Source organism: Teichococcus aestuarii, from assembly GCF_003116135.1.
In the GTDB taxonomy this organism is placed as follows: Bacteria; Pseudomonadota; Alphaproteobacteria; order Acetobacterales; family Acetobacteraceae; genus Pseudoroseomonas; species Pseudoroseomonas aestuarii.
Genome location: NZ_PDOA01000001.1, coordinates 151,369 through 178,038, shown reverse-complemented (window position 1 = coordinate 178,038; position 26,670 = coordinate 151,369). Strand labels below are relative to the sequence as shown.

Sequence of the window (26,670 nt, the reverse complement as noted above, 5' to 3'; positions counted from 1 at the left end):
GGGATCACCGCCACAGGGGCACCCCGTAGCCGACGCCGAAGGCCAGCAGGGCGGCAACCGGCGCGGCCGCCAGCAGCCCGTCCAGCCGGTCCAGCAGCCCGCCATGCCCGGGGATCAGCATCGAGGAATCCTTCACCTTGAAGTGGCGCTTCACCGCGCTTTCCAGCAGGTCGCCGAGCTGGGTGGCGATGCCGAGCAGGGCGGCCACGATCAGCACCTTGGCGACGTCCGGGTTGCCGGGAGCCAGCCAGTCGGCCGCCAGCCAGCCGATGCCCATGCTGCTGAGCAGCCCGCCCGCCGCGCCCGACCAGGTCTTGCCCGGCGAGATGGCCGGCGCCAGCTTCGGCCCGCCGATCAGCCGGCCAACCAGATAGGCGCCGATGTCGCTGGCCCAGACCACCAGGAACAGGAACAGCACGTTGCCGCGCCCGGCGTCATTGTCGTGCCGAAGCTCGATCAGGGCGATGCCGGCGATGCCGATGTAGAGCACCCCGGCCGCCAGCCAGAGCGAGGGCGGCGGGGGCGTGCGCCGGCGCAGACGCGGCGCGCCGATCCAGGTACCGAGGAAGCCGGCGAAGAGGCAGGCCAGCGCCGGCACCGTCAGCCCGAACACCGAGAGGGCGCAGGCGACGAACACCGCCGCCGGAACCGCGACACCCGGCCAGGCGCGGCTGCGCAGGCCGCAGAGCCGCACCCACTCCCAGGTGAGCAGGGCGATGGCGACGGTCATCAGCGCCGTCCAGGGCACCGCGCCGAGCCAGATGCACAGCACCGCCCCCGGCCCCAGCACGGCGGCGGAGAGGGCGCGCTTCTTCAGGTCCCGCCAGCGCTTGGCGGAATCGGCGGCGGGGGAGGTCGCGGGCGGCTGGGCCATGCCTCAGCCGGCGCCCACGCCGAAGCGCCGCGAGCGGCGGCGGTACTCGGCCAGGGCCTCCTGGAGATGCGTGGCCTGGAAGTCCGGCCACAGCACGTCGAGGAAGACGAACTCGGCATAGGCCGCCTGCCAGAGCAGGAAGTTGGACAGGCGCTGCTCGCCCGAGGTGCGGATGATCAGGTCCGGGTCCGGCATGCCCCGGGTGGAGAGGCGGGCCTCCAGCGCGGCGGCGTCGACCGTCTCCGGGTCGATGCGGCCGGCGGCGACCTCGCGCGCCAGGGCGCGGGCGGCGGCTGCGATCTCGGCCCGTGCGCCGTAGGAGAGCGCCACGGTCAGGTTCAGCCTGCTGTTCTGCGCGGTGGCCGCTTCCGCCTCGGCGATGGCCGCCATCATCTCCGGCCCGAAGCGCTCCCGCTCGCCGATGACGCGCAGCCGCACGCCGTTCTTCGCCAGCGCGCCGACCTCGTGGCGCAAATAGAGGCGCAGCAGGCCGGTGAGGTCGCGCACCTCGTCGGCCGAGCGCTGCCAGTTCTCGGAGGAGAAGGCGAACAGGGTGAGCCAGGGCAGCCCCGCCTCCCCCGCCGCCCGGACGGCACGGCGCACCGCCTCCACCCCCGCCTTGTGGCCAAGCGCCCGCGGCAGGCCCCGTGCCTGCGCCCAGCGGCGGTTGCCGTCCATGATGAGGCCCACATGGAGGGGCCCACCCTGGGGACCAGCCGTCTGGGAGGAAGGGGTCTCCGCCAGCGCCGCCACGGCGCCGCTGGCCAGAGTCTGGTTGAGAGGCGCCGCGCTCATGCTGCCACGCTGTTCCAGGACGTCCTCAGACCGCCTTGATGTCCTTTTCCTTCTCGGCGAGCAGCTCGTCGACCTTCTTGATCATCTGGTCGGTCAGCTTCTGCACCTCGTCGGACCACTTCGCCGCCTCGTCCTTGCCGATCTCGGACTTCTTCTCCCAGCCCTTGATCTGCTCGTTGCCGTCGCGCCGCACGCCGCGCACCGCCACCTTGGCGGCCTCGGCATACTTGGCCGCCTGCTTGGCCAGCTCGTTGCGCCGCTCCTGCGTCAGCGGCGGCAGCGGCACGCGGATCACCTGGCCCTCGGCCTGCGGGTTCAGCCCGAGGCCGGAATCGCGGATGGCCACCTCCACCGCCTTGGCGGCCTGGCGGTCCCACACCTGCACGGAGAGCATCGAGGGGCCGGAGACGGAGACATTGGCCACCTGGTTCAGCGGCTGGTTGGCGCCATAGACCTCGACGCGGATCGGCTCCAGCAGCGCCGGCGAGGCGCGGCCGGTGCGCAGGCCGGAGAATTCCTTCCTCAGCGACTCCATCGCGCCGTCCATGCGGCGGGCCAGGTCCTGTTTCAGCGTGCTCAGATCGGCAGGTGCGGCCATGGCGCGGGCCTCCTTCTCTCTCTTATTGGTCCACGACGGTGGTGAAGCGGCCCTCGCCCTGCATCACGGCGGTGAAGGCACCCTGCTCGTGGATGTTGAAGACGATGATCGGCAGCTTGTTCTCGCGCGCCAGGCTGATCGCGGCGGCGTCCATCACCGCCAGGTCGCGCGCCAGCATGTCGAGGTAGGTGAGCGTGACGTAGCGCTCGGCATTCGGGTTCTTGCGCGGGTCGGCGGAATAGACGCCATCGACCTGCGTGCCCTTGAACAGGGCGTCGCAGCGCATCTCGGCGGCGCGCAGCGCGGCGGCGGTGTCGGTGGTGAAGAAGGGGTTGCCCGAGCCGGCGGCGAAGATCACCACCCGCCCCTTCTCCATGTGCCGCTCCGCCCGGCGGCGGATGAAGGGCTCGCAGACGCTGCTCATCGGGATGGCGGACTGCACGCGGGTGGGCACCCCGGCCCGCTCCAGCGCGCTCTGCATGGCCAGCGCGTTCATCACGGTGGCCAGCATGCCCATGCTGTCCGCCTGCGCGCGCTCCATGCCGGAGGAGGCGCCGGCCACGCCGCGGAAGATGTTGCCACCCCCCACCACCACGCAGACCTCGACCCCGAGCGCCACCACGCCCTTGATGTCCTGGGCGATGGCGCGGACCGTGGCGTTGTCCAGCCCGTAGTCGCGCGTCCCCATCAGCGCCTCGCCCGAGAGCTTCAGCAGGACACGCTTGTAGATCGGGCTCGGCATCGGTTCGGTTCCAGCATCAGGGGGCAGGGTGCGCAGGAGCGCGGCACGATAGGCAGCGGGCCGGTGCGCGGCAAGCACACGGCATCGGGAGCGTGGCACTTCCCGGCCGCTCCGGCGGGAAATCGCACATCCCGCGCGGCTGGCGCCGCAGCGGTATGCGGATGCGGAAAGGCGGGAGCGACGGCCGCATGGCCGTGCCCCCGCCCCTTCCTGTCAGGCGCGGATCAGACCGTGCCGGCGGCCGCCGCGACCTCGGCGGCGAAGTCGCTGCTCTGCTTCTCGATGCCCTCGCCGAGCTGGAAGCGGGCGAAGCCCGTCAGCTTGGCGCCGGCCTTCTGCACCACGGCCTTCACGCGGCTCTCGCCGTCATGCACCCAGACCTGCTCCAGCAGCACCACTTCCTCGTAGTACTTGCGGATGCGGCCCTCGACCATCTTCTCGATGACGGCGGGGGGCTTGCCGGAGGCCTGGGCCTGCTCGGTCAGCACCGACCGCTCGCGCTCCAGGGCGGAGCTGTCCACCGCGGAGATGTCGAGCGCCTCCGGGCGGGTGGCGGCGACGTGCATGCCGATCTGGCGGCCCAGCGTCTCCAGCGCCTCGATCTCCGAGGCGGCCTCGAGCGCCACGACCACGCCGATCTTGCCCAGGCCCGGCTTCACCGCCGAGTGGACATAGGTCGCCACCGCGCCGGACGGCACGGTGAAGCGCTTGGCGCGGCGGATCGTCATGTTCTCGCCGATGGTGGCGATCAGGCGGGTCAGCTCGTCCTGCACCGCGTGGGTGGTGCCGGGGTAGGTGGCCGCCTTCAGCGCCTCCACATCCTCGCCCACCGAGAGGACCAGGCCGGCCACCTCGGAGACGAAGTTCTGGAACAGCTCGTTGCGCGCCACGAAGTCGGTCTCGGCGTTCACCTCGACCATGCCGGCCACCTGCGGGCCGGTGGCGGTGCCGATCAGCCCTTCGGCGGCCACGCGACCGGACTTCTTGGCGGCGGCGGCAAGGCCCTTCTTGCGCAGCCAATCGATGGCGGCCTCGGTGTCGCCACCGTTCTCCACCAGCGCCTTCTTGCAGTCCATCATGCCGGCGCCGGTCTTCTCGCGCAGCTCGCGCACCATCGCGGCGGTGATCTCAGCCATGGGGATGCTCCTGTCTCGCGGTCTGGTTCAGGCGGTCTGCGTCAGGCCTGGGGCGCCACCGGCGCGTCCGGGCCGCCAACGGCCGCCTCGGCCTCGGCCACCGCCGCGCCCTCGACACCCTCGGCCACGGCGCCGTCGATGCCCGCCAGGTCGTCCACCGGCAGGTCCTCGCCCGCGCCGATGTCGACGCCGGAGGCCTGCAGCTCGGCGCTGATGCCGTCGAACACGGCGGCGGCCATCAGGTCGCAATACAGGTTGATGGCGCGGATGGCGTCGTCATTGCCCGGGATCGGGAAGGCCACGCCCTCCGGATCGGCGTTCGAGTCGACCACGGCGACAACCGGGATGCCGAGCTTGTTGGCCTCCTCGATCGCCAGCTTCTCCTTCACCACGTCGATGACGAAGATGATGTCCGGCAGGCCGCCCATCTCGCGGATGCCGCCCAGCGCGCGGTCGAGCTTCTCGCGCTCGCGCGTCAGCATCAGGACTTCCTTCTTGGTGAGGCCCTGGGTGTTGCCGCCGAGCTGCTCGTCCATCTGCTTCAGGCGCTTGATGGAGCCGGTGATGGTCTTCCAGTTGGTCAGCATGCCGCCGAGCCAACGGTGGTTCACGTAGTACTGGCCGCAGCGGGTCGCGGCCTCGGCCACGTACTCGGCGGCGGACTTCTTGGTGCCGACGAACAGCACGCGGCCACCGCCGGCCACCACGTCGCGCACGGTGCGCAGCGCGCGGTCCAGCATCGGCACGGTCTGCTGCAGGTCCAGGATGTGCACCTGGTTGCGCACGCCGAAGATGTACGGCGCCATCCGCGGGTTCCAGCGGCGGGTGTGGTGGCCAAAGTGGACACCGGCCTCGAGCAGCTGGCGCAGGGAAACTTCGGGCATCGCCATGGGGGCGGTCCTTCACGTCACGTCCGGTTGAGCCTCCGCGGCGCTAAGCCCGGGATGTCTCCCCGGGACCGGACCCTGCTCGCCCGGAGACGGAAGGGCGCACCGCGTGCGGAATGACCGGCCTGGGGAACGGACCCGGGCCGGCGCGGGCCATATGGCGCAACCGGCGCCCCGCCGCAAGCCCTATCGGCCCTGCCGCCCCCGGCCCGCAGGCTGCGGGCCCGGGGCGTCAGCCCGGCGGCGCGGAGAGCGCGACCACTCCGGGCAGTACCTTCATCTCCTGCGTCAGCCGGGGCGAGACGTTCCAGCGGCCGGGCAGCATCACCTCCACCTCCTGCCCCTCGGCGAGGCGCGGCACCAGGATGACGGTGCCCTTGCCCTGCCCCTCGCGCGCCAGCAGGGCGCGGATCGGCTCCACCGCCGCCATGTCCTCGATGCCGAGGCGCAGCATCTGCCCCACCCCGCTCGCCGCCTTGTCGAGCGATTCCACGGCCTGGGCGGTCAGGCGCAGGTTCTCGCCATCCATCCGCGCCTCGGCCGTGATCAGCAGCGCGGTGCCCTCCACCAGCAGGGGCCGGTTCTTCAGCAGCGTCTCGGAGAACAGCGTCACCTCCACGCTGCCGGAGGAATCGGAGAGCCGCACCCAGGCCATGCGGCTGCCGGTGCGGGTGGTGCGCTCCTTGCTGTTCACCACCGTGCCGGCGATCTTGAGCATGCCCGCCCCCGCCTCGGCCCGCATCTGGAGCTGGGCAATGGGCGTGGTGCGCAGCTTGCGCAGCACCTCCTTGTAGGTGTCGAGTGGGTGGGCGGAGAGGTGGAAGCCCACCGCCTCCGCCTCCTGGCTCAGCCGCTCGAGTTCCGGCCATTCGTTCACCTGCGGCATGCGCAGCGGCTCGGGCTTCGCATCCCCGCCGCCGAACAGGCCGATCTGGCTGGAGGTCCGCTCCTCGGCGGCCGCCTGGGCGCGGCGCAGGATCACCTCGGCGCTCGCGGTCATCCGGGCCCGGTTCTTCTCCAGGCTGTCGAAGGCGCCGGCGCGGGCCAGGTTCTCCAGCTGCATCTTGTTCAGCAGCTTGGGGTCCACGCGCTGGGCGAAGTCGGCGATGGAGCGGAACGGCCCCTTCCCGTCCCGCGCCTTCACCATGTCCTTCATCGCCTGCATGCCGACGCGCTTCACCGCGGCCAGGGCGAAGCGGATGCAGGGCTTGCCGTCCTCCTCCCGGATCTCGGTGCGGAAATCGGCGGCCGAGCGGTTCACGTCCGGCGGCAGGACAGGGATGCCGAGGCGGGCGGCCTCCTGCATGTGGTTGGCCAGCTTCTCCGTCTTGTCCATGTCGAAGGTCATGGAGGCGGCCAGGAAGGCCACCGGGTAGTTCGCCTTGAGATAGGCCGTGTGATAGGCGACCAGCGCATAGGCCGCGGCGTGCGACTTGTTGAAGCCGTATTCCGCGAACTTCTCCATCAGGTCGAAGATCTCGCCCGCCTTGGCCTCCGGCACGCCGTTCCTCACCGCGCCATCGACGAAGATCTTGCGCTGCGCCTCCATCTCGGAGCGGATCTTCTTGCCCATGGCGCGGCGCAGCAGGTCGGCGCCGCCGAGGCTGTAGCCGGCCACGTCCTGGCTGATCTGCATGACCTGCTCCTGGTAGACCAGGATGCCGTAGGTCTCCTCGACCAGGTGGCGCATGGCCGGGTGCACCGGCTCCCAGGGCTCGCCATGCTTGCGGGCGCAATAGGCCGGGATGTTGGCCATCGGGCCGGGGCGGTAGAGCGAGACGGCGGCGATCAGATCCTCGAAGCGGTCGGGGCGCATCATGCGCAGGCAGTCCCGCATGCCCTGGCCTTCGAACTGGAACACCCCGGCGGAATCGCCGCGCGCCAGCATCTCGTAGGTCTTCTTGTCGTCCAGCGGCAGGGTGGCGAGGTCGATCTCGATGCCCTGCTCGGCCAGCATCTCGACCGCCCGCTGCAGCACGGTGAGCGTCTTGAGGCCGAGGAAGTCGAACTTCACCAGGGAGGCGTTCTCCACGTACTTCATGGAATACTGCGTCACCAGCATGTCCGAGCGCGGGTCGCGGTAGAGCGCCACCGTGTCGATCAGCGGCTTGCGGCCGATCACCACGCCCGCCGCATGGGTGGAGGCGTTGCGGTAGAGCCCCTCCAGCACCAGGGCGGTCTCCATCAGCCGCTCCACCGTCTCGTCCGCCTCGCGCATCTCCTGCAGCCGCGGCTCGCCGTCGATCGCCTGCTGCAGCGTGACGGGCTTGGCCGGGTTGAACGGGATCAGCTCGGCGATCTTGTTCACCTGGCCATAGGGCATGCCCATGACGCGGCCGACGTCGCGCACCACCGCCTTGGCCTGGAGGCGGCCGAAGGTGATGATCTGCGCCACCCGGTCCTCGCCATATTCGCGGCGGACATACTGGATCACCTCGTCCCGCCGCTCCTGGCAGAAGTCGATGTCGAAATCCGGCATCGAGACGCGCTCGGGGTTGAGGAAGCGCTCGAAGAGCAGGCCGAAGCGCAGCGGGTCGAGGTCGGTGATCAGCAGCGCCCAGGCGGCAACCGAGCCGGCGCCCGAGCCGCGCCCCGGCCCCACCGGGATGCCCTGCCCCTTCGCCCACTGGATGAAGTCCGCCACGATCAGGAAGTAGCCCGAGAAGCCCATCTTCTCGATCACGTCCAGTTCGAAGGTCAGCCGGTCGCGGTAGACGGCGCGGGCCTCCGGCGTGGCGGGAGTGCCCTGGGCGTCGAGCCGCGCCTCCAGGCCGCGGGCGGCCATGTCGCGCACCGTCTCGGCCTCGGTCATGCCGGGCTGCACCTTGGGGCAGATGGGCAGCTCCGGCTTGCGGCTCTCGGCCATGATGGCGCAGCGGCGGGCGATGGCCAGGGTGTTGTCGCAGGCCTCCGGCAGGTCGGCGAAGAGGCGGCGCATCTCCGCGGCCGACTTGAAGTAGTGCTCGGCGGTCAGGCGGCGGCGGTCGGGCTCGGCCAGGGTCCGCCCCTCGGCGATGCAGAGCAGCGCGTCATGCGCCTCGTACATGCCGGATTTGGCGAAGTAGACATCGTTGCCGGCGACGATCGGCAGCCCGGCGGCATCGGCCAGCGCCACCAGGGCGGGGTCCAGCCCGCGCTCCACCTCCAGCCCGTGCCGGGTCAGCTCCACCGCCAGCCGGTCGCCGAAGCTCTCCTTCAGCGCGTCCAGCAGGTGCCGCGCGGCGTCGCGCCTGCCCTCCTGCAGCAGCCGCCCCAGCGGGCCGCAGGTGCCGCCCGTCAGCAGGAACACCCCCTCCGCGTGCTGCTGCAGCAATTCCAGCGTGATGGCCGGCTTGCCAGACGGATCGTCCCGCAGGAAGCCGTGCGAGGAGAGGCGCTGCACATTCTCCAGCCCCTGCGCGTTGGTGGCCAGCGCCACCACGCAATCCGGCGCCAGGCGCAGCACCTCGGGGCGCGGGTCGGCGGCGGAGCGGGAGAGCCAGAGCTGGCAGCCCATGATGGGCTGCACCCCCTTGCCGGCGCAGGCCTTGGCGAATTCCAGCGCGCCGAACATGTTGGCCGTGTCGGTCAGCGCCACGGCCGGCTGGCCGTCCGCCCGCGCCAGCTCGGCCAGCTTCTCCGCCTTGATCGCCCCCTCGGCCAGGGAATAGGCGGAATGGGTGTGCAGATGGACGAAGCTGTCGGTCATGCCGCCTTTCTAGCACGGCCGCCCCGGCGGGGGGATGGCCCAGCCGGGCCGGGCGGCCATGCGCCGGCCACCCCGCCCCTGGCCGAGACAGCGGGAAGCGCCTATCTCCGCCGCCATGCGGCAGGGAGCGCGGCGATGAACTGGTTCACCGGCTTTGTGGTCTATTTCCTGGTCTGGTGGACGGTGCTCTTCGCCGTGCTGCCGATCGGCGTTCAGCCCGACAGCGAGGGCGACACCGCCACGGGCGGCTGGCGCGGTGCGCCGCAGGCGCCCGGCCTGCTGAAGAAGGCGCTCCTGACCACCCTCATCTCGGCCGTCATCTGGGCCGGGCTGGCATGGGTGATCAACAGCCCCTGGCTGAGCTTCCGCGAAGGCTGGCTGGCCATGCCTACCAATTAGGCTGTCAGGCTAGAAAAAGAACCGCATCTGCCCGCTTTTGGGCAGATGCGTTGCGGGCGCCTATTTTTATGGCGATTGACGGGTGATTTTGCGTTGCGGCGCCAGAGGGGGCGCTGCACCATCAGTCCCAGGAAGAGAGCTGGTTCTCTTCCTGCCGTGTGACTGGCGTTTCCTCCCTAAACTCGGGCCGCACCTTTCGGGGTGTGGCCCTTTTTTCTGTTTGTATCGCCCGAGCGACGACATTCCAAGCAAAAAGCCGGAACGATCATCGAAAAATGTCGTCAACCGTGAATTAATCGTATTTTTATTGCGGCGCAGCATGGAGCAGGGCACCTTGCCCCTCTCCCCCTGGCGCATCCGGCGCCGCGCCCTTACCTTCCGCCGGCCGTAGTCCGACCGGAGCTGAATCCCTTGCGCCTCTCCCGCGCCTTCCTGCCGACCCTCAAAGAAATCCCCGCCGAGGCCTCGATCGCCTCGCACAAGCTGATGCTGCGCGCCGGCATGATTCGGCAGACCAGCGCCGGCATCTATGCCTGGCTGCCGCTCGGCCTGCGCGTGCTGCAGAAGGTCAGCCAGATCGTGCGGGAGGAGCAGGACGCCGCCGGCGCCCAGGAGATCCTGATGCCGACGATCCAGAGCGCAGAGCTCTGGCGCCAGTCCGGCCGCTACGACGACTATGGCAAGGAGATGCTGCGCATCACGGACCGGCATGAGCGCGAGATGCTCTTCGGCCCGACCAACGAGGAAATGGTGACGGACATCTTCAAGTCCTACGCCAAGTCCTACCGCGACCTGCCGCGCAACCTCTACCACATCCAGTGGAAGTTCCGGGACGAGATCCGCCCCCGCTTCGGCGTGATGCGCGGCCGCGAGTTCCTGATGAAGGACGCCTATTCCTTCGACATGGACGCCGAGGCCGCCCGCCTCTCCTACAAGAAGATGTTCGTGGCCTATTTGCGCACCTTCGCCCGCATGGGGCTGAAGGCCATCCCGATGCGCGCGGACACCGGCCCCATCGGCGGCGACCTGTCCCACGAGTTCATCATCCTGGCCGAGACGGGCGAGAGCCAGGTCTACCTGCACAAGGACCTGCTGGAATTCGACGTGCTGGCCCAGAAGCCCGACTACGAGGGCGACCTGAACCCCACCGTCGATTTCTGGACCAGCCGTTACGCCGCCACCGACGAGATGCATGACGAGGCGGCCTGGAACGCCATCGGCGCGGAGAACCAGGTCTCGGCCCGCGGCATCGAGGTCGGCCACATCTTCTATTTCGGCGACAAGTACTCGAAGTCGATGGGCCTGACCGTGGCGGGGCCGGACGGCAACCCGCTGGTGCCGCAGATGGGCTCCTACGGCATCGGCGTCTCCCGCCTGCTCGGCGCGCTGATCGAGGCCAACCACGACGAGGCCGGCATCAAGTGGCCGGATGCCGTGGCGCCCTTCCGCTGCGCCATCCTCAACCTGAAGTCCGGCGACCTGGCGACCGACGCGCTGTGCGAGAAGCTCTACGCCTCGCTCGGCCAGGAGGCCGTGTATGACGACCGCCCCGAGCGCGCCGGCGTGAAGTTCAACGACGCCGATCTGGCGGGCTATCCCTGGCAGGCCATCATCGGCCCGCGCGGCGCCGCCAACGGCATCATCGAGCTGAAGCGCCGCGCCACGGGCGAGCGCCAGGAGGTCTCGATCGAGGCCGCGCTGGCGCAGATCCTCGGGAAGTAAGGGACGGCATGTTCGGGGCGTTCGAACGGAAGGTCGCGTTCCGCTACCTGCGGGCGCGCAAGGGCGAGCGCTTCGTCTCGGTGATTGCCGGCTTCTCGCTGGTGGGCATCGCGCTTGGCGTCGCCACGCTGATCATCGTGATGAGCGTGATGAACGGCTTTCGGCAGGAATTGCTGGGCCGCATCCTGGGGCTGAACGGGCATCTCGGCATCCATGCCGCGGGCCCCGGCGGCCTCCGGGACTATGACGATATCGCCGAGCGGGTGCGGCAGCTTGCGGGCGTGGCCAGCGCCACCCCGCTGGTCGAGGGGCAGGTGCTGCTGACCAGCGAGGCCGGCGGCGCCACGGGCGGCCTCGCCCGCGGCATCAAGCCGGAGGATCTGCGCGCCCGGCCGCTGCTGGCGGGCAACATCCGCGCCGGCTCGCTCGACGCCTTCCAGGGCGAGGACGCCATCCTGGTCGGCACGCGGCTGGCGCAGAAGCTCGGCCTGCGGATCGGCGACAAGGTGACGCTCGTCTCGCCGCAGGGCCGCGCCACCGTCATCGGCACCGTGCCCCGCCTGCGCGCCTACACGGTGGTGGCGATGTTCGAGGCGGGGATGAACGAGTATGACAGCTCCTACGTCTTCCTCCCCCTCCCCGCCGCGCAGCTCTACTTCCAGATGCGCGACGCCGCCTCGCAGATCGAGGTCTTCGTGCAGGACCCGGACAATGTGCGGGCGGTGACGCGCGAGATCACCCAGGCGCTCTCCCCCACCCCCGTGCGGGTGCTGGACTGGCAGGCGGCCAATTCCTCCTTCTTCGCCGCCGTGCAGGTGGAGCGGAACGTCATGTTCCTCATCCTCACCCTCATCATCATCGTGGCGGCGTTCAACATCGTCTCCTCGCTGATCATGCTGGTGAAGGACAAGGGGCGCGACATCGCCATCCTGCGCACCATGGGCGCCACCAGCGGCGCGGTGATGCGCATCTTCCTGCTCTGCGGCACCTCGATCGGCGTGCTCGGCACCGCCATCGGCTTCGGCCTCGGGCTGGTCTTCTGCCTCAACATCGAGCACATCCGGCAGTTCCTGCAATCGCTTACCGGCACGCAGCTGTTCAGCCCGGAGGTGTATTTCCTCACCCGCCTGCCGGCGGTGGTGGACCCGAGCGAGGTGACGCAGGTGGTGCTGATGGGCCTCGGCCTCTCCCTCCTGGCCACGCTCTACCCCTCCTGGCGCGCCGCGCGCACCGACCCGGTGGAGGCGCTCCGCAATGAATGAGCCAAGGCTGCGCCTGGCCGCCGTCGAGCGGCGCTACCGCACGGAGGCGGGCGAGCTGCCCGTGCTGCGCGGTGCCGATCTGGTGCTGCGGGCGGGCGAGATCGTGGCGCTGGTGGCGCCCTCGGGCACCGGCAAGTCCACCCTGCTGCACCTGGCGGGGCTGCTGGAGAAGCCGGATGGCGGCGAGGTGTTCATCGACGGCCGCGCCGCCGGCACGCTGGGCGACGAGGCGCGCAGCGCGCTGCGCGGCCGCAACATCGGCTTCGTCTACCAGTTCCACCACCTGCTGCCGGAATTCACGGCGCTGGAGAATGTGGTGCTGCCGCAGATGGCGCTCGGCACCGCCGAGAAGGCCGCCGCGCAACGCGCCCAGGAACTGCTGGCGGGCTTCGGCCTGGAAGGCCGCGAGCAGCATCGCCCCGGCCGCCTCTCGGGCGGGGAGCAGCAGCGCGTGGCCATCGCCCGCGCGCTCGCCAACCGCCCCGGCCTGCTGCTGGCCGACGAGCCGACCGGCAACCTGGACGTGGCCACCTCGGACCGGGTCTTCGCGCAATTGCTGGAGGCGGTGCGGGGCGCCGGCGTGGCGGCACTGATCGCCACCCACAACCCGGATCTGGCGGCCCGCATGGACCGCGTCGTCACCCTGCGCGATGGCAAGGTGGTCGCGGCCTGAAGAAGTGCTTGGAGTGACGTTCTTTTTTGAAAAAAAGAACCAAAAAACTTTTGTCATTTTGGCGCTTGCTTGCTGATCGCGAAACGCCAGACAAGAGAAGTCTTTTTGCTTCTTTTTCTTCAGAAAAAGAAGAAAGAAAGCTGAGGGGAGCACCCCCTCAGCTTTTTGCGTTCAGACCCGGAGCAGGTGGATCTCGACGCTCGGCCGCTTGCGCAGCCGGCGCCCCATCGCCTTGCGCAGCGCGGTGCGGGCGGCGTCGCGCAGCGTGTCGTCCTCCCGCTTCAGGGCGGGCGGCATGTCGGAGACGGCGCGGGCCAGCTCGTCGGCAATCTGCCCCGGCTCGCTGTCGCCCATGTCGAACAGGCCGGGGGCGGAAACCACCGGGTTGCCCAGCACGCGGCCCGACTGATCGACCGCCAGCGAGGCCATGACGATGCCGTTGAACAGCATCCGCCGCCGCGCACCCAGCACGCCGCCTTCCAGCGGCAGCAGCCTCTCGCCATCCAGCGCCAGCTGGCCGGTGGGCACCCCCTCCACCACATCCGGCGTGGCGTTGCCGGAGAGCGGGCCGAGGCGCAGCACGTCGCCATCCTCCACCAGCACCGGCGTGGCGCCCATCTCGCGGGCCAGCGCGGCATGCTCCTGCAGGTGGCGCCACTCGCCATGCACCGGCACGGCGAAGCGCGGCTTCACCAGGCTGTAGAGGCGCTTCAGCTCGTCCCGCGCCGGGTGGCCGGAGACGTGCACCATGTGGTCGTCCGCCGTCATCACCCGGCAGCCGCCGCGGGCCAGCTCGTCCTGCATGCGCAGGATGGCGCGCTCATTGCCCGGGATCATGCGGGAGGAGAAGATCACCGTGTCCCCCTCGCCCAGCGAGATGCGGGGGTGGGTGTCGGCGGCGATCTTGGACATGGCCGAGCGCTGCTCGCCCTGGCTGCCCGTGCAGATGATCAGCAGCTGGTCGTCCGGCACGTCGTCCGCATCATCCTCGTGGATGAAGGGCGGCACCTCGCGCATGTAGCCGCATTCGCGGGCGGCGGCCTCGGCATTGCGCAGGCTGCGGCCGAACAGCGCCACCTTGCGCCCCGCCGCCTGGGCGGCCAGCGCGATGGATTCCACCCGCGCCACATTGGTGGCGAAGCAGGTGACGGCGACACGGCCCTTGAGCTGGCGGATCAGCGCCGTGAGGTTGCGGCGCACCTCGCCCTCGCTGCCGGAATGGCCTTCCACCAGGGCGTTGGTGCTGTCGCACACCATGGCCAGCACGCCTTCCCGGCCCAGCTCGGCGAAGGCCGCCTCGTCGGTCGGCTCGCCCACCAGCGGGTCGGGGTCCAGCTTCCAGTCGCCGGTGTGCAGCACCGTGCCATAGGGCGTGCGGATGGCGATGGATTGCGGCTCCGGCACCGAATGGGTGACGCGGATGAACTGCAGGCCGAACGGCCCAAGCTGCAGCGTGCCGCCGAGCGGCACGGTGATGAGCTTGACCTGCCCCATCAGCCCGGCCTCGCCCAGCTTGCGGCGCAGCACGGCGGCCGCGAAGGGGCTGGCATAGACGGGGCAGCGCAGCTGCGGCCAGAGCGGTGCGACGGCGCCGAGATGGTCCTCATGCGCGTGGGTGATGACCAGGCCCAGCAGCTTGTCGCGGCGTTCGGCCAGCCAGGCGGGGTCAGGCACCATAACTTCCGCCTCGGGCTGCTCAGCCCCGCCGAAGCCGATGCCGCAATCGATCGCCAGAAGCTGCCCGTCGCAGCGATAGACGTTCAGGTTGAGGCCGATCTCCCCCGTCCCGCCGAGCGGGATGAAGGCCAAGTCTCCGTTATTGTTCATTGATGCTCGCCAGTGGTGATGTTCATGAAGTCTTGCCCCAAGGGGCAGGTTCCTTGGCCCTCGTCAGTCCAGCGCCCTTCCGGGGCCCTGGCGCGTCAGGCAAACTCGTAAAAGAACAAATGGGGCGCAGCGGCGGAAAAGCCAACCGCCACTCCTCAGATGGGGCGCGCCGCGTCTTGCCTCCGCAGCGGCCATCCAGGCCGGTGGCGCTGCCGCAAACCCACGCCATCGAGGCCTCAACAGGCCTGAGTCGCGCCCGTTCCCGTCTCATCTTGTTCACATAACCCCAGCCTGGGGCCAAATGCATCGGCAGAACGCGGTCTGGACCAATCACGGATTGCGGACGGCGCTGCTCATGCACCCATGGCTGGCGCCGCCAGAACCTCGCCCGAAGCCAGGGCGCGGCGGCCGGAGGCAGTGTCCAGCAAAAGGCGGCCATCGTCCGACAGGCCCCGATAGCGGCCCTCGAAGCCGCCTTCCGGCCGGCTGAGCCTCAGGGTGGCGCCCAGGGCCGGGCCGCGTGCCGCCCAGGCCTCCCGCACGGGGGCGAAGCCTTCCATGGCCTGAATCCCGCGCCAGCGATCCACCGAGGACAGGAGCGACCAGGCAAAGGCGACCGGCTCGGGCGGGATGACGCCGGTCTGGCGCAGGCTGGCGGTGGGCCGGTCGGGCAGAAGCGGAGCCTCGGCCAGGTTCACGCCGATTCCGAAGACCAGCCAGGCGATGCCTCCCCCCTCCCCCGGCGCGGCCTGGGTGAGGATGCCGGCGCATTTGGCACCATCCAGCAGCACGTCATTGGGCCATTTCAGGCGCAGGCGGTCCGGATCCGGCAGCAGCGGCGCCAAGGCCTCAGCCAGCGCGACGGCCATCAGCAGCGACCATTGCGGCAGTTCCCGCGCCGAGCCCTCGGGGCGCAACAGGAAGGAGAGGTAGAGATTGCCTGCGGGCGAGCGCCAGGACCGCCCCTGCGTGCCGCGCCCGGCGCTCTGCCGGCGTGCCAGGATGGCCAGCCCCTCCGGCTCGCCCGCCTGGGCGGCGGCCAGCACGCCATCCTGCGTGCTGGCCAGTTCGTCATGAACGCGCAGACGCCACGCGCGGGCGGCGCCTGTCACCCTCACCCCACCAGAGCGGCCACGGCCGCCTGCGCCGCGGCCAGGAAAGGCGCCGGAAAGGCGAAGAAGAACACGGTGAACAGCCCGGTCCCCGCCAGGACGACGGAGAGGCTGGTCGGGCGCGCATCCAGCGCCTCGCCCGCATCGAAGTACATCACCTTGATGACGCGCAGATAGTAGTAGGCGGAGACGGCCGAGGTGAGCACGCCGACCACCGCCAGGGTCCAGTAGCCGCCATAGACCGCCGCCAGGAAGACGTAGAGCTTGCCGAAGAAGCCGGCGAGCGGCGGGATGCCGGCCATGGAGAGCATGAACACCGTCATGGCCAGCGCCATGGCGGGGTCCGTCCTGCCGAGGCCGGCGAGGTCGTCGATCCCCTCCAGGGCGCGGCCGTTGCGGCGCATGGCCACCAGCACGGCGAAGGCGCCGACATTGGTGAAGAGGTAGATGGCCATGTAGAGCAGCAGGCCGCGGATGCCGAGGTCGCTGCCCACCGCCAGGCCCATCAGCGCGTAGCCGATATGGCCGATGGAGGAATAGGCCATCAGGCGCTTGATGTTCTTCTGCCCGATGGCGGCAAGCGCGCCGAGGATCATGGAGCCCAGCGAGGCCAGGATCAGCACCTGCTGCCATTGCTCCACCAGCTCCCCGAAGGGGCCGGCGGCGACGCGGGTGAGCAACGCGATGGCCGCCACCTTGGGCGCCGAGGCGAAGAAGGCCGTGACCGGGGTCGGCGCGCCCTCGTAGACATCCGGCGTCCACATGTGGAAGGGCACGGCCGAGACCTTGAAGGCCAGCGCCGCCAGCACGAAGACGAGGCCCACCACCAGGCCGAAGGGCACGCCTTCGGTGGCGCTCACCGCATCGGCGATGCGGTCGAAATTGGTGGAGCCGGCGAAGCCATAGATGAGGCTCGCGCCATAGAGCAGCAGGCCGGAGGCCAGTGAGCCCAGGATGAAGTATTTCAGCCCCGCCTCGGCCGAGCGCTCGCTGTCCCGATTGAAGGCGGCGATGACGTAGAGCGAGAGCGAGAGCAGCTCGAGGCCCAGATAGAGCGCGATCAGGTCGTTGGCCGAGACCATGACCATCATGCCGAGGCTGCTGAACAGCAGCAGCAGCGGGAACTCGAACTTGGCGAGCCCCTCCTTCACGTTCCAGTCCATCGCCACGAGCAGGCCGAGCGCGGCGCCGGCCAGCACGAGGAGCTTCATGAAGCGGGTGAAGGCGTCCGACACATACTGGCCGGCGAAGGCGGTGCCCTCCGGCTGCGCCATCACCAGCACGGCGGCCAATAGCATGGCGCCGAACACGCCCATGTTGATGGCGAAGCTGGTGTCGCGCTTCGGCAGCACGCCGGCGACCAGCGCCGCCAGCCCGGCAAGCGCCAGCACCAGCTCGGGGAGGACGAGGGTCCAGTTCATACCGGTCACATCCCGGCCAGGCGCGGCAGCGCCATCGCGGCCTCATGCCGCGAGACGAGGGCCGCCACGCTGGCCTCGAAGAAGGAAAGGAAGGAAGACGGGTAGATACCCATCCACAGCGTCAGCAGGATCAGCGGCGCGAAGGTGACGTATTCGCGCGGGCTGAGGTCCAGCAGGGCCTTCAGGTCCTCGCGCGTGATCTTGCTGAACACCACCCGGCGGTAGAGGTAGAGCATGTAGCCCGCGCCCAGGATCATGCCGAGGGCGGCGCCGAAGGCCACCCAGGGGTTGGCATGCCAGGCGCCGACGATGACCAGGAACTCGCCCGGGAAGCCGGCGGTGCCGGGCAGCGCGACCGAGCCCATGGTGAACAGCATGAACACCATGGCGTAGCTGGGCATGATCTTGGCGACGCCGCCGTAGCGGGCGATCTCGCGCGAGTGCACCCGGTCGTACAGCACGCCCACGCAGAGGAAGAGCGCGCCGGAGACCACGCCGTGGCTCAGCATCTGGAAGATGGCGCCCGAGATGCCCTGGTGGTTCAGGGTGAAGATGCCGATCGTGACGATGCCCATATGGGCGACCGAGGAATAGGCGATCAGCTTCTTCATGTCCTCCTGCGCCAGCGCCACCAGCGAGGTGTAGACCACGGCGACGACGGAGAGGGCGAAGATCAGCGGCGCGAACCACTCGGTGGCCTGCGGCAGCAGCGGCAGCGAGAAGCGCAGGAAGCCGTAGGCCCCCATCTTCAGCAGCACGCCCGCCAGGATGACGGAGCCGGCGGTCGGCGCCTCCACATGGGCGTCAGGCAGCCAGGTGTGCACCGGCCACATCGGCACCTTCACGGCGAAGGAGGCGAAGAAGGCCAGGAACAGCCACATCTGCGTGCTGGGCGCGATGGTCAGCTCGAAGATGGCGGGGATCGAGGTGGTGCCGGCCTGGTACCACAGCACCAGCATGGCCAGCAGCATCAGCAGCGAGCCGAGCAGCGTGTAGAGGAACAGCTTGTAGGCGGCATAGACCCGCCGCGCACCGCCCCAGACCCCGATGATCAGGAACATCGGGATCAGCACGCCCTCGAAGAAGATGTAGAACATCACCACGTCGAGCGAGGAGAACATGCCGACCATCATCGTCTCGAGGACGAGGAAGGCGATCATGTATTCGCGCACGCGGCTCTGGATGGCCTCCCAGGAGGAGAGGATGCAGAGCGGCGTCAGCGCCGTCGAGAGCAGCACGAACAGCACCGAGATGCCGTCCACGCCCATGTGGTAGCCCAGGCCGAACTCCGGCATCCAGCTCATCTGCTCGACGAACTGGAAGTCCGCCGTGCTCTTGTCGAACTGGAACCACAGGATCAGCGAGAGCCCGAAGGTGATCAGGCTGGTCCACAGCGCCGTCCAGCGGGCGTTGGAGGCGACGACCGCCTCCTCCCCCCGCACGAACAGGATGATGCCGGCGCCCACCAGCGGCAGGAAGGTGAGCAGCGAGAGCAGGGGAAAACCCGCGGCGTTCATCGGCCGACCCCGAACAGGAAGATGCTGACGAAGAGGACGAGGCCGATGATCATGGCGAAGGCGTAGTTCGCCACGCGGCCCGTCTGGAAGCGCACCACGCGGCCGGAGGCCTGCGCCGTGAGGCTGGCGGCGCCGTTCGGCATGCCGTCGATGATCTTGACGTCGCCCACCTTCCAGAGCTGCACGGCGAGGCGGCGCAGCGGTTGGACGATGGCGCGGTCATAAAGCTCGTCGAAGTACCACTTGTTGAGCAGGAAGCGGTACAGCCCCGGCACCGCCGCGGCGATGCGCCCCGGCAGGTGCGGCAGGAACATGTACAGCACATAGGCCAGGACGATGCCGGCGACGCCCACCACCGTCGGCGCCAGCGGCACCCAGGAGGGAACCTCGTGCGCCTCGTGCATGATGTGGTTGTGCGGCGCGTTGACGATCGAGCCGTTCCAGAACTCGGCCCAATGGTGGCCGACGAAGTCGCCGGAGAAGTAGGCGCCGGCGAACAGCGCGCCGACCGCCAGCCCGAAGAGCGGGATCAGCATGACCGCCGGGCTCTCATGCACGTGCTCCATCGTGTGATGGTCCGCGCGCGGCGTGCCGTGGAAGGTCAGGATGATCAGGCGCCAGGAGTAGAAGGCCGTCATGAAGGCGGCGACGATGCCCATGAGGAAGGCGTACTTCGCCGTCCAGCCATGGCCGGCATAGGCCGCCTCCAGCACGAAGTCCTTCGAGTAGTAGCCGGCGAAGTAGGGCACGCCGGCCAGCGCCAGGGAGCCGATCCAGAACATGGCGTAGGTGACCGGGATCTTCTTCCAGATGCCGCCCATCTTGCGGATGTCCTGCTCGTCCGACATGGCGTGGATCACGGAGCCCGCCGAGAGGAAGAGCAGCGCCTTGAAGAAGGCGTGGGTGAAGAGGTGGAACACCGCCGCCTGGTAGGCGCCGACACCGATGGCGAAGAACATGTAGCCGAGCTGCGAGCAGGTCGAGTAGGCGATGACCCGCTTGATGTCGTTCTGCACCATGCCGACGCTGGCGGCGAAGAAGGCCGTGGTGGCGCCGATGAAGGTGATGAAGCCCAGCACGTTCGGCGCGTACTCCACGACGGGCGACATGCGCGCCATCAGGAACACGCCGGCGGTGACGAGCGTCGCCGCATGGATGAGGGCGGAGACGGGGGTCGGGCCCTCCATCGCGTCCGGCAGCCAGGTGTGCAGGCCGATCTGGGCCGACTTGCCCATGGCGCCCAGGAAGAACAGCAGCGCGATCACCTCGACCACCGGGAAGCCGGCGAAGGTGACCTGACGCGCCGCCTCGACACCCTGGAAGATGGTGTTGAACTCGATGCTGCCGAAGGTCCAGAAGGTCAGGCCCATGCCCAGCATGAAGAAGAGGTCGCCCACGCGGTTGACGATGAAGGCCTTCATCGCCGCGCGGTTGGCGCTCTCCTTCTCGTACCAGTAGCCGATCAGCAGGTAGCTCGCGAGGCCGATGCCCTCCCAGCCAAAGAAGAGCTGGAGCAGGTTGTCGGCCGTCACCAGCATGAGCATCATGAAGGTGAAGAGCGAGAGATAGGCGAAGAAGCGGGGCTGTGTCGGGTCATGCGACATGTAGCCGACGCTGTAGAGGTGGATCATGGTGGAGGCGACCGTCACCATGCCCACCATCACCGCCGCCAGCGTGTCGTAGCGCAGCGCCCAGGAGAGCTGCAGCCCGCCGACATCGAGCCAGGTGGCGATCTCCAGCGTGGCCGGCGCATGGCCGTAGGCGACCTGGATGAAGGCGCTCACGCCGCAGATGGCGGCCAGCGCCATGCAGATCACGCTGGCCCATTGCGCCGCCTTGTCGCCGATCCAGCGGCCGAAGAAGCCGGAGATGCAGGCACCGAGCAGCGGGAAGAAAACCGCACCGACATACATGGGCTTAACCCTTCAGGGTGGAGATATCCTCCACCTCGATGCTGCCGCGATTGCGGAAGTAGATGACGACGATGGCCAGGCCGATGGCCGCCTCGGCCGCCGCCACGGTCAGGATGAACAGGGCGAAGACCTGGCCGGTGAGGTCCTGCAGGGCGGCCGAGAAGGCCACCATGTTCAGGTTCACCGAGAGCAGCAGCAGCTCGATCGACATCAGGATGACGATGACGTTCTTCCGGTTGAGGAAGATGCCCAGCACGCCCAGCACGAAGAGGATGGCGCTCACCGTCAGGTAGTGGCCAAGACCGATGGTCAGCATCTCAGTGGTGCCCCCCGCCGTGATGGTCGTGGTGGTCGTGGCCCACCGCCTTGGGCTTCGGCGCCTCCGGCAGCGGCCGGCGGATGATGCCGAGCTGGCCGAGGCCGGCGCGCGAGGGCGGGTTGGCGAGCTTCACCGCCTCGGCCCGCGCCACCTGCACGCCGATATCCTGCCGCTTGCTGTTGGCCGGCTTGTCGCGCAGCGTCAGCACGATGGCGCCGATCATCGCCACCAGCAGGATCAGCCCGGCCACCTGGAACAGGTAGATGTAGTCCGTGTAGATCAGCTGGCCCAGCGCCTCGGTGTTGGTCACCTCTGGGCCCGGCGTCGCGTTCAGCCGCAGCGTGGCGGCGTCCGGCGCGAACTGCCAGCTGCCGAACACGAAGAGCAGCTCGAGGAACAGGATGCCGCCGATGACGGCGCCGATCGGCGCGTAGCGCTGCAGCCCCTCCCGCATGCGGCTGAAATCGATGTCCAGCATCATGACGATGAAGAGGAAGAGCACCGCGACCGCGCCCACATAGACGATGACCAGGATCATCGCCAGGAACTCGGCCCCCGCGATCAGGAACAGCGCCGCGGCGTTGAAGAACGCCAGGATCAGGAACAGCACGCTGTGCACGGGGTTGCGGCTGGTCACCACCATGACCGCGGACGCGATCAGGATGGCCGCGAAGACATAGAAGGCGAGTGCGGCGATCATCGCAGCCCGCCCGCGTGCAGATGCAGCATCATGGCACCGTTCCGAGAGAGCCGTCCTGGCAGGAGGACGGGGCCGTGAAGGAAAGCCGCGGGGGAGGCACGGACCGGACCGCCCCCGCCGCGGAACTCAGCGGTAGGGCGCGTCGAGCTCGAGGCGCTTGGCGATCTCCGGCTCCCACCGGTCGCCATTCGCGAGCAGCCGATCCTTGTTGTAGATCAGCTCCTCGCGCGTCTCCGTCGCGAACTCGAAATTCGGCCCCTCGACGATGGCATCGACCGGGCAGGCTTCCTCGCACATGCCGCAATAGATGCACTTCGTCATGTCGATGTCGTAGCGCGTGGTGCGGCGGCTGCCATCCTCGCGCGGCTCGGCCTCGATGGTGATGGCCAGCGCCGGACAGATCGCCTCGCACAGCTTGCAGGCGATGCACCGCTCCTCCCCGTTGGGGTAGCGGCGCAGCGCGTGCTCGCCCTTGAACCGGGGCGAGAGCGCGGTCTTCTCGAAGGGGTAGCTGATCGTGGTCTTCGGACTGAAGAAATACTTCAGCGTCAGCGCCATGCCCGAGGCCAGCTCGGTCAGCAGCAGGCTGCGCGCCACGCGGTCAAGCGTTGCCATTTCTCACCTCGCCGCGCGGGGGTAGCCCGCGCCACTCATATCGACAAGCGTCATCATCGCGACAGGGCACCTCATACCGGCAGCCACCCCGTCAGCTTCAGCACGAAGGCCGTCAGCACCAGATAGACCAGGCTGAAGGGCAGGAAGATCTTCCAGCCCAGCCGCATCAGCTGGTCGTACCGGTAGCGCGGGAAGGTGGCACGCACCCAGATGAAGGTGAACAGGCAGAGCATGATCTTGAGGATGAACCAGATCGGCCCCGGCACCCAGTTGAAGGGCGCGATGTCCATCGGCGGCAGCCAGCCACCCAGGAACAGGATGCTGGTCATCGCCGACATGAGGATCATGTTGGCGTATTCGCCCAGGAAGAACAGGGCGTAGGTCATGGAGGAGTATTCCACCATGAAGCCCGCCACCAGCTCCGACTCGCCCTCGGCCAGGTCGAAGGGCGGGCGGTTCGTCTCGGCGAGCGTCGAGATGAAGAAGATCACGAACATCGGGAAGAGCGGGATGGCGAACCACACCGTCTTCTGCGCGCGCACGATCTCGCTCAGGTTCAGGCTGCCCACGCAGAGCAGGACGGTCACGATGACGAGGCCCATCGAGACCTCGTAGGAGACCATCTGCGCCGCCGAGCGCAGCGCGCCGAGGAAGGCGTACTTGGAGTTCGAGGCCCAGCCGGCGATGACGATGCCATAGACGCCGAGCGAGGAGATGGCCAGCAGGTAGAGCACGCCGACATTGATGTCGGCGATCGCCCAGCCATCATTCACCGGGATCACCGCCCAGGCGATGAGCGCCAGGATCAGCGTCAGCATCGGGCCCAGGATGAACAGCGCCCGGTTGGCGCCCGACGGGATGATGGTCTCCTTCAGCAGCATCTTCAGCGCGTCGGCGAAGGGCTGCAGCAGGCCGAAGGGGCCGACCACGTTCGGGCCCTTCCGCATCTGCATCGCCGCCATCACCTTGCGCTCGGCATAGGTGAGGTAGGCCACCGCGATCAGCAGCGGCACCAGCAGCGCCAGGGTCTGCGCGACCGTCAGCGCCAGGATGCCGATGGGGGATGCGAGGAAAGCGTCCATGCCGCGTTACTCCGCCGCCAGCTTGGGTGTGGCGTCGTTATAGATGCGGCTGCACTCGGCCATCGTCTCCGAGGCGCGGCTGATCGCATCCGCCTGCCAGTAATCGGTGATCGGGAGGGTGAAGGACGTGGCCTCCGGCGCCGCGCCCTCCGCCAGCCTCGGCCCGGCGGTGTCGTGGCAGCCCTCGGCGATCCGGCCATCGACCATGCCGAAGACCGGATTCGCCGCCGCCATGCGGGCCCGCAGCGCGTCCAGCGTGTCGAAGGCGAGGCTCACGTCCAGCGCCGCGCCGGCGGCGCGGATGATGCGCCAATCCTCCCGCGCCTCGCCCGGCGGGTGCAGGGCCATGCGGCCCCGCTGCACCCGGCCCTCGGTGTTGACGTAGGTGCCGTCCTTCTCCGTGTAGGCCGCGCCGGGCAGGATGACATCCGCCCGCGCCGCCGCCCGGTCGCCATGGTGGCCCTGGTAGATGACGAAGGTGCCGGGCGGGATCAGCCCGGGCTCGAAGCCATCGGCGCCCAGCAGCCACAGCGCATCGACGCCGCCGCCCAGCATGCCGGCCAGGTCCAGCCCGCCCTCGCCCGGCACGAAGCCGGCATCGAGCGCGCCGACCTGCCCGCCGAACAGGTGCAGCATGTTGAAGCCGTGCCACTCCGGCGTCAGCGCGCCGACGCTCTCGGCCAGCGCCCAGGCGGCGGCCAGGATGGCGGCGCCATCCGGGCGCGCCACGGCGGCGCGGCCGAGCACGATCATCGGGCGCTTCGCACCCTTCAGCACCTCGGCGAAGGCGTGGCCGCCATCGCGCAGCGTGGCGAGGGCGTCAGGCCCCTCCCCCAGATGCTCGGCCTTGTAGGTGAGGTCGAGCCCGGCCGGGCCGATGCTCGCCACCTTCAGCGCGCCGGAGGACCAGCGCTTGCGGATGCGCGCATTGAGCACCGGCGCTTCCTTGCGCGGGTTGGTGCCGATCAGCAGCAACGCATCCGCCTCGTCGATGCCGGCGATGCCCGAGTTGAACAGGTAGTGGTCGCGGCGCGAGACATCGATCGCCGCGCCATCCTGCCGGCAGTCGAGATTGGCCGAGCCGAGGCCCACCATCAGCTCGCGCAGCGCGAAGGCGCTCTCGGCGTCCACCAGATCGCCGGCCACGGCGCCGAGACGCTGGCCGGGGATGCCCTTCAGCCGCTCGGCGACGACCGCGAAGGCCTCCTGCCAGGAGGCAGGCTTCAGCTTGCCCTCGACGCGGATCCAGGGGCGGTCCAGCCGGCGGCGCTTGAGGCCGTCGAAGGAGAAGCGGCCACGGTCGGCCATCCACTCCTCGTTCACCTCCTCATTGATGCGCGGCAGGATGCGCAGCACCTCGGGCCCGCGCGTGTCCACGCGGATGGCAGCGCCGACCGCGTCCAGCACATCGACGCTGTCCGTCTTGCGCAGCTCCCAGGGGCGGGAGACGAAGGCGTAGGGGCGGCTGGTCAGCGCGCCGACCGGGCAGATGTCGATCAGGTTGCCGGACAGCTCGGTGGTCAGCGCCTTCTCGACATAGGTGCCGATCTGCATGTCCTCGCCGCGGCCGGTGGCGCCCAGCTCCGGCACGCCCGCGACCTCGGTCGCGAAGCGCACGCAGCGGGTGCACTGGATGCAGCGGGTCATGATCGTCTTGACCAGCGGGCCGAGATACTTGTCCTTCACCGCGCGCTTCTGCTCGCGGTAGCGGCCGCCCTGGCCGCCATAGGCGGTGGCCTGGTCCTGCAGGTCGCACTCGCCGCCCTGGTCGCAGATCGGGCAATCGAGCGGGTGGTTGATCAGCAGGAATTCCATGACGTTGCGGCGGGCGTTGCGGACCAGCGCGCTGTCCGTGAACACCTTCATGCCGTCCGCCACGGGGTAGGCGCAGGAGGCCACCGGCTTCGGCGCCTTCTCCACCTCGACCAGGCACATGCGGCAATTGCCGGCGACGCTCAGCCGCTCATGATAGCAGAAGCGGGGAATTTCCTTCCCCGCTGCTTCGCAGGCCTGGAGGACGGTGGCCCCGTTCGGGACCTCGACCTCGATGCCGTCGATCGTGACCTTCGCCATGGTCTTACTCCGCGGCCAGCGGCATGGCGCCGCCGCTCTTTTTGGCGTGGTATTCCCGGATGCGCTCTTCCATCAGCGGGCGGAAGTGGCGGATCAGCCCCTGCACCGGCCAGACGCCGCCATCGGCCAGCGCGCAGATGGTGTGGCCCTCGATCTGGCGGGTCACGCTCTCCAGCACGTCGATCTCGGCGATCTCGGCGCGGCCCTCGACCATGCGGTCCATCAGGCGCTTCTGCCAGCCCATGCCCTCGCGGCAGGGGGTGCACTGGCCGCAGCTCTCATGCTTGTAGAACTGCGCGAGGCGGGCGATCGCCTTGATGATGTCGGTGGACTTGTCCATCACGATCACGCCCGCCGTGCCGAGGCCCGACTTGTGCTCGCGCAGCGCGTCGAAATCCATCAGCACGTCGTCGCAGATGTGCTTGGGCAGCAGCGGCGTCGAGGAGCCGCCGGGGATGACGGCCAGGAGGTTGTCCCACCCCCCGCGCACGCCGCCGGCATAGCGCTCGATCAGCTCCCGCATCGGGATGCTCATCTCGGCTTCCACATTGCAGGGCTTGTTCACATGGCCCTGGATGCAGAAGATTTTTGTTCCCACATTCTTCGGGCGGCCGAAGCTGGAGAACCAGCTTGCGCCGCGCTTCAGGATGGCGGGCACCACCGCGATGGTCTCGACGTTGTTGACCGTGGTCGGGCAGCCATAGAGGCCGACGGCGGCGGGGAATGGCGGCTTCAGCCGCGGCATGCCCTTCTTGCCCTCGAGGCTCTCGATCAGCGCCGTCTCCTCGCCGCAGATATAGGCGCCGGCGCCGCGGTGCACGTAGAGGTCGAAATCCCAGCCGCTGCCCGCGGCGTTGGGGCCGAGCAGCCCGGCCTCATACGCCTCGTCGATCGCCGCCTGGAGGACCTGGATCTCGTTGTAGTACTCGCCGCGCACGTAGATGTAGCCGGCATGCGCGCCCATGGCGACGCCGGCATAGAGGCAGCCTTCGATCAGCAGGTGCGGATCGTTGCGGATGATGTCGCGGTCCTTGCAGGTGCCCGGCTCCGACTCGTCGCCATTGACGACGAGGTAGGAGGGGCGCCCATCCGGGTTCGACTTCGGCATGAAGCTCCACTTCATGCCGGTCGGGAAGCCCGCGCCGCCACGGCCGCGCAGGCCGGACTGCTTCATCTCCTCGATGATCCAGTCCCGCCCCTTGGCGATGATGGCGGCGGTGCCGTCCCAGCTGCCGCGCCGCTGCGCATCCTTCAGGTTCCACGGATGCAGGCCGTAGAGGTTGGTGAAGATGCGGTCCTTGTCGCTCAGCGCCAT

At 69.0% G+C, this 26,670-nt stretch carries 22 protein-coding genes; 4 read left to right on the top strand and 18 right to left on the bottom strand.

The genetic code is table 11. The features are described 5' to 3' along the window. Positions 1 to 4 precede the first annotated feature (4 nt). The 7 genes from CR165_RS00865 to dnaE form a co-directional block, all read right to left on the bottom strand. Positions 5 to 874, bottom strand: coding sequence for a phosphatidate cytidylyltransferase (locus CR165_RS00865; protein WP_109515067.1), 870 nt, complete (start codon positions 872 to 874; stop codon positions 5 to 7). A gap of 3 nt (positions 875 to 877) precedes the next feature. Next, positions 878 to 1,669 (bottom strand): isoprenyl transferase, encoded by a 792-nt coding sequence (locus CR165_RS00860; protein WP_109515066.1) that lies wholly within the window; start codon positions 1,667 to 1,669, stop codon positions 878 to 880. A gap of 25 nt (positions 1,670 to 1,694) precedes the next feature. Continuing rightward, the gene (gene frr / locus CR165_RS00855; RefSeq protein WP_109515065.1) at positions 1,695 to 2,267 is read right to left on the bottom strand and encodes a ribosome recycling factor; all 573 of its coding nucleotides are present in this window, start codon (positions 2,265 to 2,267) and stop codon (positions 1,695 to 1,697) included. Positions 2,268 to 2,289: 22 nt separating this feature from the next. Then, positions 2,290 to 3,009 carry a UMP kinase gene (pyrH, locus tag CR165_RS00850; RefSeq protein WP_109515064.1) on the bottom strand — a complete coding sequence of 240 codons (720 nt, stop codon included), beginning with the start codon at positions 3,007 to 3,009 and terminating at the stop codon, positions 2,290 to 2,292. Positions 3,010 to 3,233: 224 nt separating this feature from the next. Further along, positions 3,234 to 4,145, bottom strand: a complete 912-nt coding sequence (gene tsf / locus CR165_RS00845; RefSeq protein ID WP_109515063.1) for a translation elongation factor Ts — start codon at positions 4,143 to 4,145, stop codon at positions 3,234 to 3,236. A gap of 41 nt (positions 4,146 to 4,186) precedes the next feature. Beyond that, positions 4,187 to 5,035 carry a 30S ribosomal protein S2 gene (gene rpsB, locus CR165_RS00840; protein WP_245906035.1) on the bottom strand — a complete coding sequence of 283 codons (849 nt, stop codon included), beginning with the start codon at positions 5,033 to 5,035 and terminating at the stop codon, positions 4,187 to 4,189. Between the two features lie 229 nt (positions 5,036 to 5,264). Beyond that, positions 5,265 to 8,720 (bottom strand): DNA polymerase III subunit alpha, encoded by a 3,456-nt coding sequence (gene dnaE / locus CR165_RS00835; protein ID WP_109515062.1) that lies wholly within the window; start codon positions 8,718 to 8,720, stop codon positions 5,265 to 5,267. Here dnaE and CR165_RS25505 point away from each other — a divergent pair. From CR165_RS25505 to CR165_RS00815, 4 genes are all read left to right on the top strand, one after another. Next, positions 8,700 to 9,119 carry a DUF1467 family protein gene (locus CR165_RS25505; protein ID WP_245906033.1) on the top strand — a complete coding sequence of 140 codons (420 nt, stop codon included), beginning with the start codon at positions 8,700 to 8,702 and terminating at the stop codon, positions 9,117 to 9,119. The two genes, dnaE and CR165_RS25505, sit on opposite strands and share 21 nt — an antisense overlap. A gap of 411 nt (positions 9,120 to 9,530) precedes the next feature. After that, positions 9,531 to 10,841 (top strand): proline--tRNA ligase, encoded by a 1,311-nt coding sequence (gene proS / locus CR165_RS00825; protein WP_109515060.1) that lies wholly within the window; start codon positions 9,531 to 9,533, stop codon positions 10,839 to 10,841. 8 nt (positions 10,842 to 10,849) lie between these two features. Beyond that, positions 10,850 to 12,103, top strand: a complete 1,254-nt coding sequence (locus tag CR165_RS00820; RefSeq protein WP_109515059.1) for a lipoprotein-releasing ABC transporter permease subunit — start codon at positions 10,850 to 10,852, stop codon at positions 12,101 to 12,103. Beyond that, the gene (locus CR165_RS00815) at positions 12,096 to 12,776 is read left to right on the top strand and encodes an ABC transporter ATP-binding protein (protein ID WP_109515058.1); all 681 of its coding nucleotides are present in this window, start codon (positions 12,096 to 12,098) and stop codon (positions 12,774 to 12,776) included. The genes CR165_RS00820 and CR165_RS00815 overlap by 8 nt, the downstream gene beginning before the upstream one ends. 171 nt (positions 12,777 to 12,947) lie before the next feature. Here CR165_RS00815 and CR165_RS00810 read toward each other — a convergent pair whose 3' ends face one another. From CR165_RS00810 to nuoF, 11 genes are all read right to left on the bottom strand, one after another. After that, positions 12,948 to 14,603 carry a ribonuclease J gene (locus CR165_RS00810; protein WP_109515057.1) on the bottom strand — a complete coding sequence of 552 codons (1,656 nt, stop codon included), beginning with the start codon at positions 14,601 to 14,603 and terminating at the stop codon, positions 12,948 to 12,950. Between the two features lie 353 nt (positions 14,604 to 14,956). Further along, a complete protein-coding gene (locus tag CR165_RS00805) occupies positions 14,957 to 15,715 on the bottom strand; it encodes a biotin--[acetyl-CoA-carboxylase] ligase (protein WP_109515056.1) in 759 nt (252 codons plus the stop codon). Positions 15,716 to 15,717: 2 nt separating this feature from the next. Next, complete coding sequence (nuoN, locus tag CR165_RS00800; RefSeq protein WP_109515055.1) at positions 15,718 to 17,136, bottom strand: NADH-quinone oxidoreductase subunit NuoN; 1,419 nt, start codon at positions 17,134 to 17,136, stop codon at positions 15,718 to 15,720. 5 nt (positions 17,137 to 17,141) lie between these two features. Further along, on the bottom strand, positions 17,142 to 18,653 hold the full coding sequence (locus tag CR165_RS00795; protein WP_109515054.1) for an NADH-quinone oxidoreductase subunit M: 1,512 nt from the start codon (positions 18,651 to 18,653) through the stop codon (positions 17,142 to 17,144). After that, the gene (nuoL, locus tag CR165_RS00790; protein ID WP_109515053.1) at positions 18,650 to 20,566 is read right to left on the bottom strand and encodes an NADH-quinone oxidoreductase subunit L; all 1,917 of its coding nucleotides are present in this window, start codon (positions 20,564 to 20,566) and stop codon (positions 18,650 to 18,652) included. The genes CR165_RS00795 and nuoL overlap by 4 nt, the downstream gene beginning before the upstream one ends. A 4-nt stretch (positions 20,567 to 20,570) precedes the next feature. After that, a complete protein-coding gene (gene nuoK / locus CR165_RS00785; RefSeq protein WP_181377956.1) occupies positions 20,571 to 20,882 on the bottom strand; it encodes an NADH-quinone oxidoreductase subunit NuoK in 312 nt (103 codons plus the stop codon). A 1-nt stretch (position 20,883) separates the two neighbouring features. Next, positions 20,884 to 21,585 carry an NADH-quinone oxidoreductase subunit J gene (locus CR165_RS00780; RefSeq protein WP_109515052.1) on the bottom strand — a complete coding sequence of 234 codons (702 nt, stop codon included), beginning with the start codon at positions 21,583 to 21,585 and terminating at the stop codon, positions 20,884 to 20,886. Between the two features lie 126 nt (positions 21,586 to 21,711). Then, positions 21,712 to 22,200: an NADH-quinone oxidoreductase subunit NuoI gene (gene nuoI / locus CR165_RS00775; RefSeq protein ID WP_109515051.1), complete on the bottom strand. Its 489-nt coding sequence runs from the start codon at positions 22,198 to 22,200 to the stop codon at positions 21,712 to 21,714. Between the two features lie 71 nt (positions 22,201 to 22,271). Continuing rightward, positions 22,272 to 23,282, bottom strand: a complete 1,011-nt coding sequence (gene nuoH, locus CR165_RS00770; RefSeq protein ID WP_109515050.1) for an NADH-quinone oxidoreductase subunit NuoH — start codon at positions 23,280 to 23,282, stop codon at positions 22,272 to 22,274. A 6-nt stretch (positions 23,283 to 23,288) separates the two neighbouring features. After that, a complete protein-coding gene (gene nuoG / locus CR165_RS00765) occupies positions 23,289 to 25,355 on the bottom strand; it encodes an NADH-quinone oxidoreductase subunit NuoG (RefSeq protein ID WP_109515049.1) in 2,067 nt (688 codons plus the stop codon). Positions 25,356 to 25,359: 4 nt separating this feature from the next. Then, entirely contained in the window at positions 25,360 to 26,670 is a 1,311-nt protein-coding gene (gene nuoF / locus CR165_RS00760; RefSeq protein WP_109515048.1) for an NADH-quinone oxidoreductase subunit NuoF, read from the bottom strand.